The 19,147-nt window shown below is 62.4% G+C and carries 16 protein-coding genes; all 16 read left to right on the forward strand.

The window, feature by feature from the left end; genetic code table 11:
* The coding region (locus tag EPO09_RS12770) for a ShlB/FhaC/HecB family hemolysin secretion/activation protein (RefSeq protein WP_290643653.1) at positions 1-833 on the forward strand (833 nt) is incomplete at its 5' end.
* A 16-nt stretch (positions 834-849) separates the two neighbouring features.
* Positions 850-4,146 carry a hypothetical protein gene (locus EPO09_RS12775; RefSeq protein WP_290643656.1) on the forward strand — a complete coding sequence of 1,099 codons (3,297 nt, stop codon included), beginning with the start codon at positions 850-852 and terminating at the stop codon, positions 4,144-4,146.
* A 165-nt stretch (positions 4,147-4,311) separates the two neighbouring features.
* Positions 4,312-5,349, forward strand: a complete 1,038-nt coding sequence (gene tssA / locus EPO09_RS12780) for a type VI secretion system protein TssA (RefSeq protein ID WP_290643658.1) — start codon at positions 4,312-4,314, stop codon at positions 5,347-5,349.
* Positions 5,350-5,409: 60 nt separating this feature from the next.
* Complete coding sequence (gene tssB, locus EPO09_RS12785; RefSeq protein ID WP_290643660.1) at positions 5,410-5,916, forward strand: type VI secretion system contractile sheath small subunit; 507 nt, start codon at positions 5,410-5,412, stop codon at positions 5,914-5,916.
* Between the two features lie 27 nt (positions 5,917-5,943).
* Positions 5,944-7,437: a type VI secretion system contractile sheath large subunit gene (gene tssC, locus EPO09_RS12790; protein WP_290643662.1), complete on the forward strand. Its 1,494-nt coding sequence runs from the start codon at positions 5,944-5,946 to the stop codon at positions 7,435-7,437.
* Positions 7,438-7,606: 169 nt separating this feature from the next.
* Complete coding sequence (locus EPO09_RS12795) at positions 7,607-8,092, forward strand: type VI secretion system tube protein Hcp (protein ID WP_290643664.1); 486 nt, start codon at positions 7,607-7,609, stop codon at positions 8,090-8,092.
* A gap of 45 nt (positions 8,093-8,137) precedes the next feature.
* Positions 8,138-8,626 (forward strand): type VI secretion system tube protein Hcp, encoded by a 489-nt coding sequence (locus EPO09_RS12800; protein ID WP_290643665.1) that lies wholly within the window; start codon positions 8,138-8,140, stop codon positions 8,624-8,626.
* Between the two features lie 20 nt (positions 8,627-8,646).
* The gene (locus EPO09_RS12805; protein WP_290643667.1) at positions 8,647-9,480 is read left to right on the forward strand and encodes a type VI secretion system accessory protein TagJ; all 834 of its coding nucleotides are present in this window, start codon (positions 8,647-8,649) and stop codon (positions 9,478-9,480) included.
* Positions 9,481-9,511: 31 nt separating this feature from the next.
* Complete coding sequence (tssE, locus tag EPO09_RS12810) at positions 9,512-10,039, forward strand: type VI secretion system baseplate subunit TssE (RefSeq protein ID WP_290643669.1); 528 nt, start codon at positions 9,512-9,514, stop codon at positions 10,037-10,039.
* Complete coding sequence (gene tssF / locus EPO09_RS12815; RefSeq protein WP_290643671.1) at positions 10,039-11,928, forward strand: type VI secretion system baseplate subunit TssF; 1,890 nt, start codon at positions 10,039-10,041, stop codon at positions 11,926-11,928. The genes tssE and tssF overlap by 1 nt, the downstream gene beginning before the upstream one ends.
* 11 nt (positions 11,929-11,939) lie before the next feature.
* Entirely contained in the window at positions 11,940-13,091 is a 1,152-nt protein-coding gene (gene tssG / locus EPO09_RS12820) for a type VI secretion system baseplate subunit TssG (RefSeq protein ID WP_290643674.1), read from the forward strand.
* A 39-nt stretch (positions 13,092-13,130) separates the two neighbouring features.
* Entirely contained in the window at positions 13,131-15,845 is a 2,715-nt protein-coding gene (tssH, locus tag EPO09_RS12825; RefSeq protein ID WP_290643676.1) for a type VI secretion system ATPase TssH, read from the forward strand.
* 38 nt (positions 15,846-15,883) lie between these two features.
* Positions 15,884-16,492: a YopT-type cysteine protease domain-containing protein gene (locus tag EPO09_RS12830; RefSeq protein WP_290643678.1), complete on the forward strand. Its 609-nt coding sequence runs from the start codon at positions 15,884-15,886 to the stop codon at positions 16,490-16,492.
* Between the two features lie 108 nt (positions 16,493-16,600).
* On the forward strand, positions 16,601-17,953 hold the full coding sequence (locus EPO09_RS12835) for a tetratricopeptide repeat protein (protein WP_290643680.1): 1,353 nt from the start codon (positions 16,601-16,603) through the stop codon (positions 17,951-17,953).
* Between the two features lie 90 nt (positions 17,954-18,043).
* Positions 18,044-18,829 carry a M15 family metallopeptidase gene (locus tag EPO09_RS12840; RefSeq protein WP_290643682.1) on the forward strand — a complete coding sequence of 262 codons (786 nt, stop codon included), beginning with the start codon at positions 18,044-18,046 and terminating at the stop codon, positions 18,827-18,829.
* A 119-nt stretch (positions 18,830-18,948) separates the two neighbouring features.
* A partial coding sequence (locus tag EPO09_RS12845) for a hypothetical protein (protein ID WP_290643684.1) occupies positions 18,949-19,147 on the forward strand: 199 nt, incomplete at its 3' end.

Consider the following 19,147-nt stretch of genomic DNA (forward strand, 5'->3'; position numbering starts at 1 on the left):
TCTCGGTCGCCTACGCCAAGGTGGACTACACCCTTGGTGGTCAGTATGCCGATCAGGATGCACACGGCTCGGCCGATGTCGCTGAGGTCAACCTCAGCTACCCCTTGATGCGTTCGCGCAGCCGCACCCTGATGGCTCGCCTGGGGTATGAATCCAAAGGTCTGACGGACTATCTGCAAGGCAACGACCTGTTCACATCCAAGAAGCACATCAACGCCGCGCTGGGTGGCCTGAATTACGAATCGCGTGACGCCTGGATGGGCGGTGGTTTCAACGGCTTGTCCGCGCAATTCCATTGGGGGCGCCTGCGTCTGGATTCCGAGTTGGATCAGGCCATTGATGCCATCCAGGGCGATCAAGGCAAGGCCGGCAGCTTCGGCAAGGTCGAGCTGCAATGGTCTCGCCTGCAGGCCGTCTCCCGCAATGTGTCGCTTTACGGCAGCCTCAGCCAGCAGTTGTCCACGCGCAATATGGACCCTGCCGAGAAGATGACGCTGGGCGGCCCGCGTGGCGTGCGTGCCTATCCGACCGCAGAAGGCGCGTCGGATGAAGCCACCTTGTTCAATGGCGAATTGCGCTACTGGATCGACCGCAACTGGACGGTCTTTGCCTTGTACGACTGGGCCAAGGGCCACCGCAATCGCGAAGTAGCTGCTGACGCGTTCAGCGCCAACGACGTGCAGTTGCGCGCAGCCGGTCTCGGCGTGGCGGCGAACTTCCCTGATGTGGTGACCGTCAAGGCCACGGTGGCCTGGCGCGGTACCCGCTTGCCGGAGACCGCACCTGGCAACGACAAGGCTCGCGTGTTCGTGCAAGCCCTGCACTCATTCTGATTCAAGAGGCATCGTGATGCAGACGAATTCCGTTTCCCAATCCCGCCGCCGTCTGGCCCGTTTGAAGCCACTGGCCGTGGCCTTGCTGTCTGTTGGCTTTGTGAGCCACGCCGTGGCCGCTGCTGGCGTGCCCAACTTGAACTGTGTGGCCGGCACCTGCAATGCCATCACCACCGAGGGCACAACTACCACCATGGGCCAGACCTCGAAGATCGCCGTTTACGAGACCTTCGATTTCAGCCTGGCCAAGGGCAACACGCTCATCAACAAAGGCGCCAAGGGTGACCTGACGCTGGTTCGCGTGACGCAGAACCCCGACAGCTTCGGTTCAGGTGCGCGCAGCTTTGTGGATGGCTCCGTGTACTCCGAGCCTACCTTCGTGCTGGTCAACCCATGGGGCATCTCGGTCAGCGGCCAGATCGTGTCGCCGTTTGGCAGCATCGTGCTGTCAGGCAAGGATCTTGATCCCAGCCTCACGCAAGACGGTTATGCCGGCCTCATGAAGGACGGCGCCCACCTTGTCTTCAACACCAACATCGGTGGTGGCTACGGGGATCCGACCGTGTCGATCAACTCGGGTGCCACGCTGCAGGCCTCGGCAGACGGCGGCAGCATCTTCCTGATTGGCGACCGGGTCAGCAACTCGGGTTTGATCTCCGCAGGGGCGGGTGGCCAGATCCACTTGCTGGCGGCGGGTTCGACCGATGTGCAACTGGGTGACAGCGGTTTCATCACGCTGGTGGCGGCCACCGACGGTGACGGTGGATTTGGCCGCGCTGTTTTCAACGACGGCACCGTCCAGACACCAGGCGGTACGGTGAACATGGTCGCCTATGGGGCCCAATCGTCCGTTGAGCATAACGGCGTGGTTGACGTGGGCAGTGCCACGGGTAATGGCGGTACCATCACCTTGTCTGCGCAGAACGTGACCGTGCGCGCCAGTGAAGGCAATGACACCGGTGCCAAGTTGATGGCTCAGGGCAGTACCGGTGGTGGCAGCATCGAGATCAACAATGCCACGGTGGCGGGCGCTTCCGAGTCGTCCAGCTCGATCGCGGTGGAAAGTGGATCGCAACTGTCGGTCAGTGCCATCGACAAGGGTGATGGCGGCACGATTCGCCTGTCCACCTATGCCGGTTTGCCTGACCAGGAAGTGCGCGACGGCCTCAACCGCGGGACACTGGATGTCTACGGTTCGCTGAGCGCACGTGGCGGTGCCAACGGTGGCAACGGCGGTGTGGTTGAAATGGCCGCCAACGTCGTTCGCACACGCTATGAGGGCCGGGGCGCCGTGACGGTTGACGTGTCGGCCGGTGGCCCGGCAGGCGCAGGTGGACTGTGGTCCTTGTACTCGCCCAGTGTCACCATCGGGCGCCAGTTGATTGGCCCCAACAACGATCCGGGTGCCACCTATGTGCACCAGGACGAAATCAATTCGGTGCTCAACAGCGGCGCCAAAGTCAGCATGTCGACTTCGTACCAGCACGATCCTGCCGTACGAGGTCGTAATCTGGTGATCGAAGCCGGTACGCAACTGGTGCGCACAGCCGGCCTGGGTGACAACGCCTTGTTCCTCCAGTCCAGTCAGGACATTGTGGTGGGCCAAGGTACCACCATTGCCTCTACCTCCGGCAAGATGAATGTGGCCATGGTGGCCGATGCAGATGGTGACGGTGTGGGCAGCGTGCGCCTTGAAGGCTTTCGCTCCCTGGATGGCAACGTCGTCATCCTGGGCGCAGGCCGGGCTCGCGCCCAGGCGGCCGAGGGCGACGCCCCCGTCACCATCAACACCAACGGCGGCGACGTGATCATCACGGGTGCAAAGGGATCGACGGGCACGCTCTCGTCCATGCCCCTGACCGACTATGCCGGGGTCGACATGACCGGTACCGTGATCAACACCCAGGGCAGCGACGGTTCGCGCGGCAATGTGTTGATCAAGGGTGCAGGTGGTGGTAGCGATGGCGAGTCCCTGGGTAACAACGGCGTCTCCATCGACACTTCCGACATCACGGGCGGCTTCATCAGCATCATCGGTTACAGCGCCGGCACCAGTGGTGTCAGCCTGAGCAACACCACGATCTCGACGGCCAGCCAGATGATCACCATCAACGGGTGGTCAACGTCGGGTGGCTTTGGTGCGCCAACCGGTGTGGACATCGGCTCCGGTGTGGTGATCAACATGGGCCAGGGCAGCGCCAAGATCCTGGGGCTGGCTGAGGGAGACGGCGCCACCGGGGTGCACATTGTCGACTTGCTGTTGACCACGGAACCGCCTTCTGCGGGCACCACCTCCACCTTCACGCTGGTGGGTGAGTCACGCGGTTCGGCCAACCCAGGGATCAAGGTCGAGACTGATGCCCCCGGCATTCGGATGCGGTCGCAGGATGGCCCTGCCGCTGCTTCGGCTGACGTGGTGATTGGTGCCAAGGCGGACGCCAACTTGGCTGCCAATGCGCTGGACCTGGGCTTGCCGAACTGGAACACGATTGGCCGCATCAATATCCGCCCCGCTGGGGTCTCTATCGACAGCGACCAGTTTGGTGTCAGTGAGGCCTTGAGCACCGCCATTCGCGTGGGTACCGGTGCCGGTTCGGCGGGTTCCAACTTCGTGGTGAACCCGGCGTGGTTCGTGGCGTCTGGTGCCACGGTCGATAACCCGGACATCACCCGCGTGGTGATCGGCTCCAGCGGCCACACGGGCCAGATCTCGGTGGATGACAATGCGCTCAGCAAGGCCGGCCCCGTCACGCTGCAGAACCAGGGCGAAGGGTCCCAGGGCATTGTCCTGGGGGCTCAGTCCATGGCCAAGCAGACCCTCAATCTGGTCACCTCTGGTCCGGTGTCTCAAACAGGGCCGCTCGCCGTCAATGTGCTCAACATCATCCCCGGCAAACAGACCGTGGTGCAGTTGAACAACCCGGGTAACCGCATCGGCAAACAGAATGTAGGTGGCGCAGGCGCGACGGTGTCGTCGCAGGCACAGCCTTCAGCCTTGAATCCGTCGGGCATCGCGGGCTACAGCAGCGTCGCGGATTTCTACTTCCAGCAGATGGACATCAGCACCGTCGTGCCGGACATTCCTCGGCCATTTGAGGGGCCCGATGCGTTGAGCGAGTTGCGCACCGATGTGTATGTGAAGGGGCAGTTCGGCAAGCCGCAGATCTGCACACCGGCCAACACAAGCGGTGCCGCTGCAGGCGGTTCCAGCGACATCGAACCGTTGTCACAAGAGTGGACCAAAGTTCGCCGTGGTGCGCAGTTGACCAACTGCTCGGGCGTGCAGGCTGACAGCAACTGTTCAGCCTTCTGATCCAGGCGCAGGACACGGGGGAATGTGGTGCCGCCAGCAACGCACCCCCCTAGTTTCTGCGCCACATCAGGATCACATGACTTTTGGCAGGTGTGAGCCCTGTCCGGCGAACCTACAGTGCGTACCATCGTCTGATGAAGCATTGAAAACGAGTCGGAACACACCATGGCCCTGATTGATGTCGATACCCTCCTGACCCCGGTTGGCGAAAGCGAGCCCTGTGGTCCGGACCTGGAATACGACAGCGCCTTTCTGGCTCTGGAGGATGCCGCACGCGGCAAGCCCGAGCAGCAGTTCGGCGACACCATCATCCCGGCTGAAGATCCCGACTGGCGCAAGGTCCAGACCCTGTCCGGCGAGTTGATGACCCGCACCAAGGACGTGCGGGTGGCCGTTCACCTGCTGCGTTCATCCACCCGCCTGCAAGGTCTGGCCGCGGCTGCCGATGGCTTGCGCCTGATCCACGGCCTGCTGACGCAGTACTGGGATCACGTGCACCCGATGTTGGATGCCGACGACGACAACGATCCCACCATGCGGCTCAATGCGCTGGCCCCCTTGGTGGATGGCGCCAGCTTCCTGGCTGATATCCGCAAGACCGGTCTGGGTGCGGGGCGCAGTGGCATCACTGGCCGCGATTTCGAACTGGCCGCAGGCAAGGCCCAGCCCAATGAAGGCGAAAGCGTTACGCCGCCTGCTGGTATCAACCAGGCCTTGCTGGAGGCCGAGAGCCAACAAGCCGGCCTGCTGGCTGCCTTGGCTGGCATGGTCGATACCGTGACCGCCATCGATGCCCTGGTGACCCAGAAGGCCACGATTTCCGGTCCTGAATTCCGCCCTTTGCGCGTGCTGCTGCAGATCATTGGTGATGCGGCCAAGGCGGCATCCGGCGCCACAGCCGGTGCAGACAATGCGGCGACAGCAGATGTGGGCGGCAATGCTGCCTCGGCGACAGGCGGCGCCGCCCACATGGCTGTGGCCACCACGGCCGGCGTGCTGCGCACCCGCGATGACGCCGTTCAGGCGCTTGAAAAAGTCTGCGAATGGATTGAGCTCAACGAGCCCTCCAATCCCGCACCCCTGCTCATCCGCCGCGCCCAGCGCCTGATGAGCAAGAACTTCATGGACATCATCCGGGATCTCGTGCCCGATGGTGTCGACACGATCTCCAAGCTGGCCGGCGTACCCAACGACCAGTATTGACAGAGACAAAAGCAAACCCGTTTTCAATGCCAGTGAAACCCAAGGAACCAGGAGCGAAGCATGGCCACCAGTAGTCAAAAGTTCATTGCCCGTAACCGCGCTCCGCGCGTGCAGATCGAGTACGACGTCGAGCTCTACGGCGCCGAGAAGAAGGTGCAACTGCCCTTCGTGATGGGCGTGTTGTCCGACCTGTCGGGCAAGCCCACCGAACCGCTGGCACCTGTGGCCGATCGCAAGTTCCTGGACTTCGACGTTGACAACTTCGACGCCCGCATGAAGTCGATGAAGCCCCGCGTGGCCTTCCAGGTGCCCAACACCCTGACCGGTGAAGGCAATCTGGCCATCGACCTGACGTTCGAGAGCATGGACGACTTCTCGCCTGCCGCCGTGGCCGCCAAGGTCGATGGCCTCAAGCAGCTGCTCGAAGCCCGTCAGCAACTGGCCAACCTGGTCACCTACATGGACGGCAAGACCGGCGCTGAAGAGCTGCTGGCCAAGGTCCTGAACGACGAAGCCCTGCTGAAGTCGCTGGCAGCCGCCAAGAAGCCCGAAGACGGCGCTCAATAAGAAAAGCCTTAGCTAGGAGTTGACGACATGTCCGAAGCACAAGTTCAAAGCGCAGCCCTGCAGGGCGTCGAGTACCAGGGTGGTGATTTCGCCTCCCTGCTCAACAAGGAATTCAAGCCTCAGAACGACAACGCCAAGTCGGCCGTTGAACAAGCCGTTCTGACCCTGGCCCAGCAGGCCCTGTCCCAGACCAAGCTGATCAGCAGCGACGTGATCGGCTCGATCGAAGCCATGATCGCCGCGCTGGACGCCAAGATGTCCGAGCAGGTCAACAAGATCCTGCATAACCCCGAGTTCCAGCAGCTGGAATCGGCCTGGCGCGGTCTGAGCTACCTGGTCAACAACACCGAAACCGACGAAATGCTGAAGATCCGCGTCTTCAACATTTCGAAGAACGACGTGGGCAAGACGCTCAAGAAGTTCAAAGGCACGGCCTGGGATCAAAGCCCGATCTTCAAGAAGGTGTACGAAGAAGAGTACGGTCAGTTCGGTGGCGAGCCTTTCGGCTGCCTGGTGGGCGACTACTTCTTCGACCACACCCCTCCTGATGTGGAGTGGTTGGGCGAAATGTCCAAGGTCTGCGCTGCTGCGCACACGCCCTTCATCGCTGCCCCTGGTCCCGGCCTGATGGGCATGGAGTCCTGGCAAGAGCTGGCCAATCCGCGTGATCTGACCAAGATCTTCACGACACCCGAGTACGCCGCCTGGCGCTCGCTGCGTGATTCGGACGACGCTCGCTACATTGGTCTGGCCATGCCCCGCTTCCTGGGTCGTCAGCCCTACGGCGCGAAGACCAACCCCGTGGAAGCCTTCGATTTCGAAGAAGACACGGCTGGTGCCGACCACACCAAGTACACCTGGGTGAACTCGGCCTATGCGATGGCCGTGAACATCAACCGCTCGTTCAAGATGTACGGCTGGTGCTCGCGCATCCGCGGCATCGAGTCCGGCGGTGCCGTGGAAGGCCTGCCTACGCACACCTTCCCGACCGATGACGGCGGTGTGGACATGAAGTGCCCGACTGAAATCGCCATCAGCGACCGCCGCGAGGCTGAACTGGCCAAGAACGGCTTCATGCCCCTGGTGCACAAGAAGAACTCGGACTTCGCCGCGTTCATCGGTGCTCAGTCGCTGCAAAAGCCCGCCGAGTACGACGATCCGGATGCATCGGCCAATGCCAACCTGGCTGCGCGCCTGCCTTACCTGTTCGCCACCTGCCGCTTTGCGCACTACCTCAAGTGCATCGTGCGCGACAAGATCGGCTCCTTCAAGGAGCGCGATGAAGTCCAGCGCTGGCTGCAGGACTGGATCATGAACTACGTGGATGGGGATCCTGCCCACTCGTCTGAAGAGACCAAGGCCCGTCGCCCTCTGGCGGCTGCTGAAGTGGTCGTCGAAGACGTCGAAGGCAACCCTGGCTACTACACATCGAAGTTCTTCCTGCGTCCGCATTACCAGCTGGAAGGGCTGACCGTGTCGCTGCGTCTGGTTTCGAAGCTGCCTTCGCAAAAGGCGGCGTGATCAGTCAGACCTCCTGACCTGGACGCCAGAAACAAGCGTTCTTTCGGGCCGACTTCGGTTGGCCCGGCTTCAACACGCCGGTGGTGTGGGGCATTGACCCAGCTCCATCACCGTCTTTCCCGGCCATCCTCTTTTCATTCGGGTCGCTCAACCAAACTGGAGAAGCATCATGGCAGTGGACATGTTCATCAAGATCGGTGACATCAAGGGCGAGTCCAAGGACGACGCTCACAAGCAGGAAATCGACGTTCTGGCCTGGAGCTGGGGCCTGAGCCAGTCCGGCACGACCCATTCTGGCGGTGGCGGTGGCGCTGGCAAAGTCAATGTGCAGGACATCTCCCTGACCAAGTGGGTGGATGCCAGCTCGACAGCCCTGATCGTGGCCGCCTGCAAGGGTACCCACATCAAGGAAGCCAAGCTGACAGTTCGCAAGGCCGGCGACAAGCCACTTGAGTACATCAAGATCACCCTGAACGAAGTGCTCGTGAGCTCGGTGCAGACCGGCGGTTCGGGTGGCGAAGACCGCCTGACTGAAAACGTCGTGCTGAACTTTGCCAAGTTCAAGGTCGAGTACACCGTGCAAGCCGACACCGGCGGCGCAGGTGCCACTTCTACCGCTGCTTGGGACATCCCCGCCAACAAGCCACAAGGCTGATCGGGTACCTGAGCAACTGGCCGACCATCACGTAGTGGAGTTTCCATGTCTCAAGCCGATATGTTCCTCAAGATCGAGGGAACCCGTCAGGGTCCGATCAAGGGCGAGTCGACCGATACCAATCACATCGACGAGATCGAAGTGCTGGGGTGGAGTTGGGGCATGGATGTCTCTGCGGCGTCGTTTGGTGCCAGTTCTGCGCGCACCACCATGCAGGAGCTGGTGGTGCGCAAGCGAGTGGACCGCGCGTCCACCGCGCTGATGTCGGCATTGCGTGCCAATGAGCCACTCAAAAAAGTGACGCTGACGGTGCGCAAGGCCGGCGGTGCTGCATCTGTGGACTATCTCAAGATATCTCTGGAGAAGGCCCGCGTCATGTCGCACAAGCTGGGCACAACCGTGGATGGCTTGCCGGACATCCATGAGGAACTGCGTATTGCCTTCTTCAAGGTCAACGTGCAGTATCAGCCCCAGACTGCAACGGGCGGCGGTGGCGGTGCCACCACCTTTGAAACCGAAATCACCCCAGCCTGATCGCTGGAGGAACCAGACACATGAACACGGTGGAAGCGGCCGAGCAGGCACTCAAACAAGGCGACCTCAAGCAGGCACTGCAATACCTGCAGGATGGCGTGCGTGCACAGCCCTCGCATCCCAAGTTGCGCGTTTTCCTGTTCCAGTTGCTGGCCGTCGATGGCCAGTGGACACGGGCGATGAACCAACTGAGCGTGTGCGGCGAGCTGGACGCTGGCACGCTGGCGATGGTCAACACCTATCGCGAGGCCATCAAGTGCGAAGCCCTGCGTGATGCCGTGTTCAACGGCCAGACCACCCCGATGGTCTTTGGCCAACCTCAAGCCTGGGTGGCGCACCTGGTGGAGGCCGTGCAGGCCGATGCCCGTGGCGATCACGCTCTGGCCACACACCTGCGTGAGCAGGCCCTGGAAGCCGCGCCCACAGTGAGCGGCGCGCTCAACGGCGAGCCTTTCGAATGGGTGGCCGATGCGGACTCCCGCCTGGGCCCCGTGCTGGAAGTCATCATCAACGGCAAGTACGGTTGGTTGCCGTTCTCGTCGGTGGCCTCGATCACCTTCGAGCCACCCAGCGACTTGCGCGACATGGTCTGGTTGCCTGCCGCGCTGGAGTTCCCCAACGGCGGTGGCACCGTGGCGCTTGTGCCCACGCGTTACGCCCCCATGCCCGAAGGTGCCGACAACCTGGTGCGGCTCTCGCGCAGCACCGAATGGCTCGAGATGTCGCCCGGGCAATACCGTGGTGTGGGCCAGCGCTTGCTGACGACGGACCAGACCGAAGTCGGTTTGCTGGACGTGCGCATCGTGACGCTGAATGTGGCGTCGGTGGCGGCGTCTGACCAGGCTGCGGCCTGATTCGCCGCTTTGGCAGGAAGTCGTCCGCAGCATGGCCACGAACGATTTGCGTGACCGCCTCCAGCCCGCCTTGCTGGACAGGCTGACCGACGACAACCCCGAGAACACGCACGATGCGGACGACCGCCGCGTGCTCAACAAGAACCAGTTGCGCCAGGCTGTGTTGCGTGATCTGAGCTGGTTGCTCAACGCCGTGCAACCCCTGGGCAAGCAGGCCGATGAAGCGCCGTATGCGGCCGAGTCGGTGCTCAATTACGGTCTGCCACCTATGTCCGGGCAACTGGCCTCGAAGGTGGATGTACCCAGCGTGGAGCAGTCCTTGCGCGATGCCATCCTGCGGTTCGAGCCGCGCATTCTGGAGCATTCATTGGTCGTCAAGGCTGTAGACGGTGGGGCCATGCTGGACGCTCACAACATCATCGAATTCGAGATCCGTGGCTTTCTGTGGGCGCAGCCCATCCCGCTGGAGCTGCTCTTGCGCACCCAGTTGGATCTGGAAGCCGGCCAGGTCAAGGTGCGTGATGGCAGCCCATCCACCATCGATGGAGGACGCCGCTGATGGATCCCGGACTGCTCAAGCTCTACAACCAGGAGTTGGCCCACCTGCGTGAAGTCGGCGCCGAGTTCGCGCGCGAGTTCCCCAAGATCGCCTCTCGCCTGACCATGGACGGCCTGGAAGTGGCCGATCCTTATGTCGAGCGCCTGCTCGAAGGCTTTGCCTTCATGGCCGCGCGCACCCAGCTCAAGCTGGACGCCGAATACCCGCGCTTCATCCAGCACCTGCTGGAAACGGTTTACCCGAATTTCCTGTCACCCGTGCCGGCCATGATGGTCGCGCGCTTGCAGCCTGATCTGGCGGATCCGGCTTTGGCCAAGGGCTTCACCGTGCCGCGCCAGTCCACCGTGACCAGCGAAGTGACGCGCGGCCAGGGCACACGCTGCACTTTCCGTACGGCACATGAAGTGACGCTGTGGCCCATCGAGCTGGTCAATGTGCAGTACTTCAGCCATGCGCCCGATCTGCCGTTGGCGCAGTTGCCCGTGGCTCGCCAGGTGCGTGGCGGCTTGCGTTTGCGCCTGCGTGTGCAGGGCGGCTTGCAGGCCAACCAACTGCCGGTGGATGCACTGTCCTTCTACATCAGTGCACCCGATGAAACGGCGCTGCGTCTGCATGAGCTCTTGACCACGGCCACGCTGGGCACCTGGTTGCCGGTTGATGCTGCCCAGGCTCGCGCGCAATGGGCTCATGCCGACAGCCTGAAGCAGCAAGGCTTTGACGATGACCAGGCCCTGCTGCCCGAGACCCTGCGTGGTTTCTCCGGGCACCGCATCCTGCAGGAGTTCGCGGCCATGCCGCAGCGCCTGATGTTTGTCGAGTTGTCGCAGTTGCGGCACCGTGTGCAGCGCATCAAGGGCAACGAGTTCGAGGTCGTCATCCTGTTCTCCAAGGGCGATGCCTCGCTGGAGTCGCTGGTGGACGCTAGCAGTCTGTCGCTGTACTGCACGCCGGCCATCAACCTGTTCCCCAAGCGACTGGACCGCATCGCCCTGAGCGCCTCGCAGCCCGAGCACCATGTGGTGCCTGATCGGACGCGGCCTATGGACTTCGAGGTCTACAGCATCGAGTCCATCACGGGCTATGGCACCGGGCGTGTGGCCGAGCAGGACTTCCACCCCTTGTATGCCGCGTTCCACACGGAAAGCAGCTTGCATCCAGCTTATTACACCGTGCGCCGTGAACCGCGCATGCTGTCGCAGCGCCAGCTTGAACAGGGTGCGCGCTCGTCGTATATCGGCAGCGAAGTTTTTGTGTCTTTGGTGGACCCGAAAAACGCGCCGTATCCAGAAGAGCTGCGTCAGCTGGCCGTATCGGCCCTGGTGAGCAACCGCGATCTGCCCATGCTGTTGCCCGGTGCAGGCCAGCGCGATGCCAGCACCGGCTCTCAGGCCTGGGCGCTGGACGCCACAGGCCCGGTCAAGGGTGTGCAATGCCTGCGCGGGCCAACACCCGTGGTGCAGCGTCTGGTGCGCGGTGATCTGGGTTGGTCACTGATCAGCCAGTTGACGCTCAACTATCTGTCCATCGCGGGCGAAGACCCCCAAAAGGCCGCGGCCGCCTTGCGCAGCCTGTTGAGCCTGCATGGCCCCGAGGGCGATGCCAGCTGGCGCAAGCAGGTCGACAGCATTCGATCCGTCACGGCGCGTCAGGTGGCGCGTCGCCTGCCCGGGCCGGGGCGCCTGGCCTTTGGCTCGGGTGTGCAGATCGATCTGGAGCTCGATGACATGGGCCTGCAAGGCACCAGCACCGTGCTGATGGGCAGCGTGCTGGAGCACTTCTTTGCACGCCAGGCAGCCATCAACAGCTTCACTGAAACGCGGCTGCGCACGCCTTCGCGCGGCATGGTCATGCAATGGTCGCCCCGTGTGGGCCAGACCGCCATCGTCTGAGCGCGCCCGCGATGAGCCCCGCAGACGAGCCCTTCTTTGATGACCTGGCGCCGCCTTCGGTGATGCTGCCAGCGCGTGCGCCCACACAGGCCACGGCCAGCGACCACGAAGCCTTGCAGCAACTGTGGGCGCAACTGAACCAGGCACCGTATGCGCACGACCTGTTTCAGGTGCTGCGCCGCATCCAGGCCCACAACCCGCAATCGCCGCGTCTCGGCGAGGCCTTGCGCCCACGCGACGAGGCGGTGCGCGTGGGGCAGGATCCCGAGCTGGATTTCGCGCCAGCCAACCTGCATTCGTTCGAGGCCAAGGATGGCCAGGTACCCCGCATCGGCCAGCGCAGCTTCGGCTTGTTCGGCCCCATGGGCCCGATGCCCCTGCACCTGACCGAATACGTGCGCGAGCGTGCCCGCAGCCATGGTGACCCCACCATGATGCGTTTCGCCGATGTGTTCCATCATCGGGCTGCGCTGTTGTTCTTCAAGGCCTGGGCGCAGTCGCGTCCGGTCGTGCACCGCGATCGTCCTTGGGACGATGATTTCTCGCGCTGGGTCAGTGCCCTGTTCGGGCAGGCTGGCAAACCTTTTTCACAACGCGACGCCATACCGGACGATGCCAAGCGCCTGCATGCTGCGGCATTGGCGCGCGGGCCTCGCAATGCCGAGGGACTGATCAAGATTTTGCAAAGCTACTTTGGCGTAGCCGTCAGCATTGAATCGTCGGTGGGCCACTGGCTGGATCTGCAAGATGAAGACCGTAGCCGCTTGCTGCCGAGCACCGCGCCAGGGCGCAACACGGCGCTGGGCCAACGGGCCGTGCTGGGCAAGCGCGTATGGGATCGCCAGTCGAACTTTCGCCTGCGCATTGGGCCCTTGAGCTACGAGCAATATCAGCGCTTCCTGCCGGGCCAACCGGCACGCAAGGCCTTGCGCGACTGGTTGCGGCAGTACCTCGGTATGAGCCTGTCATGCGAGACGCGCCTGGTGCTGCAAGGTGCCGAGGTGCCGCGTCTGCAAATGCGGCCTCGTGCTGCTGCGCTTGCCGCATCGGGCCAGCCACAGGCCCCTGCCGGCATGCTGGGCTTGAACACCTGGTTGGGCCGGCGAACACCGCACCCCGATCGTGCCGACATGCGCCTGCGCCTCGAAACGCCCACGCCTTGAACTGAATCTCGAACGAACCGAATCCACAAGGAGCCTCCCATGTCAGAAATCAGCCGCACCGCCTTATTCGGCAAGCTCAATCCGCTGGCCTACAAGGCCATCGAAGGCGCCACGGTCTTTTGCAAGATGCGAGGCAATCCCTATGTGGAACTGCAGCACTGGTTTGCGCAGATCCTGAACAATCCGGATTCTGACCTGCACCGCATCATCAAGGCCTATGAGCTCGATACCTCGACGCTGGCCTCTGACCTGACCGCCTCGCTGGACCGTCTGCCACGCGGTGCCTCGTCGATCTCCGACCTGTCCACCTTCGTGGAAAACGCCGTGGAGCGCGGCTGGGTCTATGGTTCGCTGATGTTTGGCGATCGTCAGGTGCGCACCGGCTACCTGGTGGTCGGCATGCTCAAGACGCCGACCTTGCGCAATGCCCTGGTCGCCATCTCGCGCCAGTTCGAGCGCATCCGTGTTGATGACCTGACCGAGCGCTTTGCCGAGCTGCTCTCGGCCTCGCCCGAAGCTGCGCAAAGCGCTTCTGAAAGCGGTGCCGCGCCGGGCGAAGCCAGCGACGCGATTTCGCCAGCTGCCATGGGCAAGCAGGAAGCGCTCAAGCGCTTCACGACCGACCTGACCGAGCAGGCCCGCGGCGGCAAGATGGACCCCATCGTGGGCCGTGACGACGAGATCCGCCAGGTGGTCGACATCCTGATGCGCCGCCGCCAGAACAACCCCATCCTCATCGGCGAAGCCGGCGTGGGCAAGACCGCCGTGGTCGAAGGCTTTGCCCAGCGCATTGCCCGTGGCGACGTGCCGCCCTCTCTCAAGGACGTGGAGCTGCGCTCGCTCGACGTGGGCCTGCTGCAAGCCGGTGCCAGCATGAAGGGCGAGTTCGAGCAACGCCTGCGCTCGGTGATCGACGAAGTGCAAGCCTCGCCCAAACCCATCATCCTGTTCATCGATGAAACCCACACCCTGGTGGGCGCAGGTGGTGCTGCCGGCACGGGCGACGCCGCCAACCTGCTCAAGCCGGCCCTGGCTCGCGGGCAGCTGCGCACCATCGGCGCCACCACCTTTGCCGAATACAAGAAGCACATCGAGAAGGACCCTGCGCTGACACGCCGTTTCCAGAGCGTGACCGTGGACGAGCCCGACGAGCCCAAGGCCCTGCTGATGATGCGCGGCGTGGCCTCCACGATGGAAAAGCACCACAAGGTCCAGATCCTCGATGAGGCTTTGGAAGCCGCCGTCAAGCTCTCGCACCGCTACATCCCGGCGCGCCAGTTGCCCGATAAATCCGTCAGCCTGCTGGACACCGCTTGTGCCCGCGTCGCCGTGAGCCTGCACGCTACACCCGCTGAAGTGGATGACAGCCGCAAGCGCATCGAAGCGCTGGAAACCGAACTGGCCATCATCGGCCGCGAAGCCGCCATCGGTGTGGATACCGCAGCCCGCGAAGCCCATGTCAAGGAACTGCTGGCCACCGAGCACACCCGCCTGGATGCGCTGGACAAACGCTGGGAGGCCGAGAAGGGTCTGGTCGATCGCCTGCTGGGCCTGCGTGCCAAGCTGCGCGGTGCCATCGAGCCGGTGGAAGGCACGAGCAGCCAGCTTGAGCAAAAGGGCGTGGCCGCCGCTGCCACCGAACAGCATCCCACGCTGACCGAAGCCGAGCGCGCCGATGCCCTGGCCGAGTTGAAGCAGGTGCAAACCGAACTCACCACACTGCAAGGCGAAACTCCGCTCATCCTGCCAACGGTCGATTACCAGTCCGTGGCCAGCGTGGTGGGTGACTGGACAGGCATCCCCGTGGGCCGCATGGCCGCCAACGAGATCGAGACCATCCTCAATCTGCCCAAGCTGCTGGCACAGCGCGTGGTCGGCCAGGATCACGCCATGGAGATGATCTCCAAGCGCATCCAGACCTCGCGCGCCGGGCTGGACAACCCCAACAAGCCCATTGGCGTGTTCATGCTGGCCGGTACCTCCGGCGTCGGCAAGACCGAGACCGCACTGGCCCTGGCCGAAGCCATGTATGGCGGTGAGCAGAACCTCATCACCATCAACATGAGCGAGTACCAGGAAGCGCATACCGTCTCCACACTCAAGGGCGCGCCTCCGGGCTATGTGGGTTATGGCGAAGGCGGCGTGCTGACCGAAGCCGTGCGTCGTCGTCCCTACAGCGTGGTGCTGCTCGATGAAGTCGAAAAGGCCCACCACGATGTGCACGAAATCTTCTTCCAGGTCTTCGACAAGGGCTGGATGGAAGACGGCGAAGGCCGCGTCATCGACTTCAAGAACACGATGATCTTGCTGACCACCAATGCCGGCACTGACACCATCGCCAGCCTGTGCAGCGACCCCGAGCTGATGCCCGATCCAGAAGGCATGGCCAAGGCGCTGCGTGAGCCCTTGCTCAAAATCTTTCCGCCAGCCTTACTGGGCCGCCTGGTCACCATTCCCTACTACCCATTGAGCGACGAGGTCCTGGCGATGATCGTCAAGCTGCAACTGGGCCGTATCAAGAAGCGCGTGGAAGAGCGCTACAAGATCCCCTTTGGCTACAGCGACGACGTCATCAAGCTGGTGGTCTCACGCTGCACAGAGAGCGAATCCGGTGGCCGGATGATCGACGCCATCCTGACCAACACGATGCTGCCCGATATCTCCCGCGTGTTCCTCACCCGGATGATGGAAGGCCAGCCCATCGAGCGTGTACAGGTGCAAGTGCAGGATCAGCAGTTCAAGTACGAGTTCTGACGTGTTCAATCAAGAAAGAATGGATGAAGGAGTGAGGTATGCCTAATGTGATGACCTTGTGGGCCGAGCACTACCACGGCAACTCTGTTGAAGAGTTCGACCAGATGAGCTACATCGCGCAGTTCAAGCCCGAACTGCGCGCCGGGTGCTGCATGACGCTGTGCTGCTGCTGGATCCTCTCCAAAGGCAATGTGGCCACGTTCAAGCGCTTCATCAACTCCAAGATCGGGATGAACCAGGTCAAGGGCTTCCAAGGCCTGGCTACGGCCGCTTCAGGGCCTGCCAGCGCGTTGGGGGGCTACTACTCTGGCTACATCAAGGAAATCTGGAAAATCTTTGGCATTCGTGATGACAACGAGCAGCGCCAGGGCATCAGCCGGGATGCGGCAGCTGTACGCAAGTTCGTCATGAGCGCACCGGGCTTCTATCAACTGCACTTCAAGTCCTCGGTGGCTTCCTCCGGGCACGCCATTGCCTTTGTGAATACCGGTGACGCGGTCCAGTTGTTTGATCCGAACTATGGCCTGGTGTCTTTTGGCGGCTCTCAGCGCGGCGGCAATTTCGACAACATGCTCACCAAGTTGTTCCTGCTGTTCTACCCCGATCTGAACGGCCAATGGGATTGTGTGCGCGGCCAGTTCCCTTGACTGCTGGCGTGACTTTGGTCGCTTGGCGCCATGGATGGCTTGCGGTCCACTTGGCGCATGATGCGGGCACCCGCTGCCCGTCAAGATGACCCGAGGAGTTTGCGCCAGATGAACCAAGCCACCGCCCCCCACGCCGAGTCCCGCGAAGCGCAGCAGGAACTCACATTCGATGAGGCCCTGCAGATGGCTGTTGAGCTGCATCGCAACAACCAGCTCGATGGGGCGGTGCAGCTTTACCAACGCTTGTTGCAAGCCGTGCCTGCTCACCCGGATGTTCTGCACCTTCTGGGCATGGCACATCACCAGATGGGGCGCTCCGACGAAGGCGTGCGCTTGATCGAACAAGCCATTGAAGCTCAGCCTGACTATGCCGGCTACTTCAACAATCTGGGCAACATCTACATGAGCCGTGGCGAGGTGGCCAAGGCGATGGGTGCTTATCAGCAGGCTGTCGAGCTGGACCGAGATAACGCTGATTTGCACAACAACTTGGGTGCGCTGCACAAGGCGCAGCGTCAGTTTGACGAGGCCCACGCCGCTTACGAGCGTGCCATTGCGATTGACCCGCGCCATGTGCGCGCCCACAACAATCTCGGGCTGCTCTACGCCGCCAAGGGTGATCGCACGGGCGCCATCTCTTACTACATCAAGGCGCTGGAGCTGTTGCCGGGCGACTCATCTGCCCGCCGCCTGCTGGGCACAACTTATTACGCCATGGGCCGCATTGCCGATGCCGGTGAGGTCTACCGTCAGTGGTTGGCGCAGGAGCCCGATCACCCCACGGCGCGCCACATGTACGCCGCCTGCACGGGCGATGGCGTGCCGGAGCGTGCGCCGGACGACTATGTCGAGCAAGCCTTCGACCACTTTGCAGAGAGCTTTGAGTCGGTGCTCAACGAACGCCTGAACTATCAGGCCCCGCAGCTGTGCGCAGACATGATGGCGCGTCATCTGCCGCCGCCACAAAGGCAGTTCGTGATGCTGGACGCGGGTTGTGGCACGGGCCTGTGTGGGCCGCTGATGGCGCCCTGGGCCAAGATGCTGGCCGGTGTGGATCTGTCCAAGGGCATGCTGGACCGCGCCCAGACCAAAGGCGTCTATGGCGATCTGTACAAGGCCGAGTTGACCGAGTTCCTGCACCTGTCGCCACGCCAGTGGGACGTGGTCTTGTCCGCTGATACCTTGTGCTATTTCGGTGACCTCAGCAAAGTAATCCACGAAGCCGGAGCCTCGCTCAAGCCGGGCGGCACGCTCATCTTCACGGTCGAGGCCTTGTCAGACGAGGCCGGCTTGCCTCATCAGATCCAGCCGCATGGCCGTTACGCGCATCATCGTCAACACCTCATCGAGGTCCTCAGCGCCGCCGATCTGAACCTGCTGGACATGGAGGCCGTGGTCTTGCGTGAAGAGGGCGGCAAGCCTGTCAATGGCTGGTTGATTGCGGCACGTCAACTGGGTTGATGAGATCGGTCCGGCGCCCCACGTTCGTGGGATGGACGCTGTCTGGCTCGCGCGTGAGGATGTTCCATCATGCAAAAGCAGGAGCGATAGATGATCAAGGTTCTCAAGCCTGGCGTGTCTGGCCCCATCGTCACGCAATGGCAAACTTTCTTGCGCGGGCAAGGCTATCTGATCAATGCCACGGGCATGTATGACCAGCCCACCGTCGATGCCACCATTGCGTTTCAGAAGAAGTACAAGCTGGATGTAGATGGTGCCGTGGGTAACCAGACCTACGGCAAGGCCGCGATGCTGGGTTTCGAGATCGTGGAGTTTGCCGAATCGGACGATGGTTACCCAGCCTTGCCTGATTTCCCGCCCCTGACCTCGACCGTGGCCCGCCAGGCGCTGTTCGGCCCGCTGGCATTTGCACCGGCCCCGACCGCCAGCAATCCTGAAGCCATCAAAATCACCAACGATTGGGAGCGCCAGAATCTGGTGGCGGTCAAACTCCCACAACTGGTCAAGCCCCCGATTGCCGGCGCACCTGCCAGCTCCTCCATGACCTTTCACAAGAAAGGTGCTGAGCAGCTCAAGGGCTTGTGGGCCGAATGGCAAAAGCGCAAGTTGATGCCGCTGGTGCTGTCATACGAAGGCGCGTACAACCCGCGTTTCGTGCGTGGCAAGGCCGATGAGCAGGTGCTCTCCAACCACGCCTTTGCCACTGCTTTCGACATCAACGCTGCCTACAACCGGCTTGGTGCCCAGCCTGCCACGTCAGGCAGCATTGGTTGCGTGTACAAACTGGTGCCCATCGCCCATCAGTTCGGCTTCTATTGGGGCGGGCATTTCAGCCGCCGCGATGGCATGCACTTCGAGCTTGCCAAGCTGCTCTGATGACGCGCGCCAAGTAACAACCGCTTGCAATATCCCCTAGCAGGAGGGGGCGGTGGCGGCGCCCCAGGCACCGAAAATGGGCAGACATATACCTAAAACCACTCAGGTGAGTTGTCCCCATGAACCTACCCCTGCCTGGAGGCCTTGCCGGGCTGGGCGCTGATCTCATATCGCGCCTCAAGGCGTGCCTGACGATCGGCCAGGCCACGCGCCTCATCCAGCTTGAAACCCCGCTGAGCTCCGGCACCTTGGTGGTTGAGCGCTTCACCTTGACCGAAGGTGTGCACGCAGATGAGCCCTTGTGGGCCGAGGTCGATT

Origin of the sequence: Aquabacterium sp. (genome assembly GCF_004297345.1) — a bacterium.
Classification (GTDB): domain Bacteria; phylum Pseudomonadota; class Gammaproteobacteria; order Burkholderiales; family Burkholderiaceae_C; genus Aquabacterium.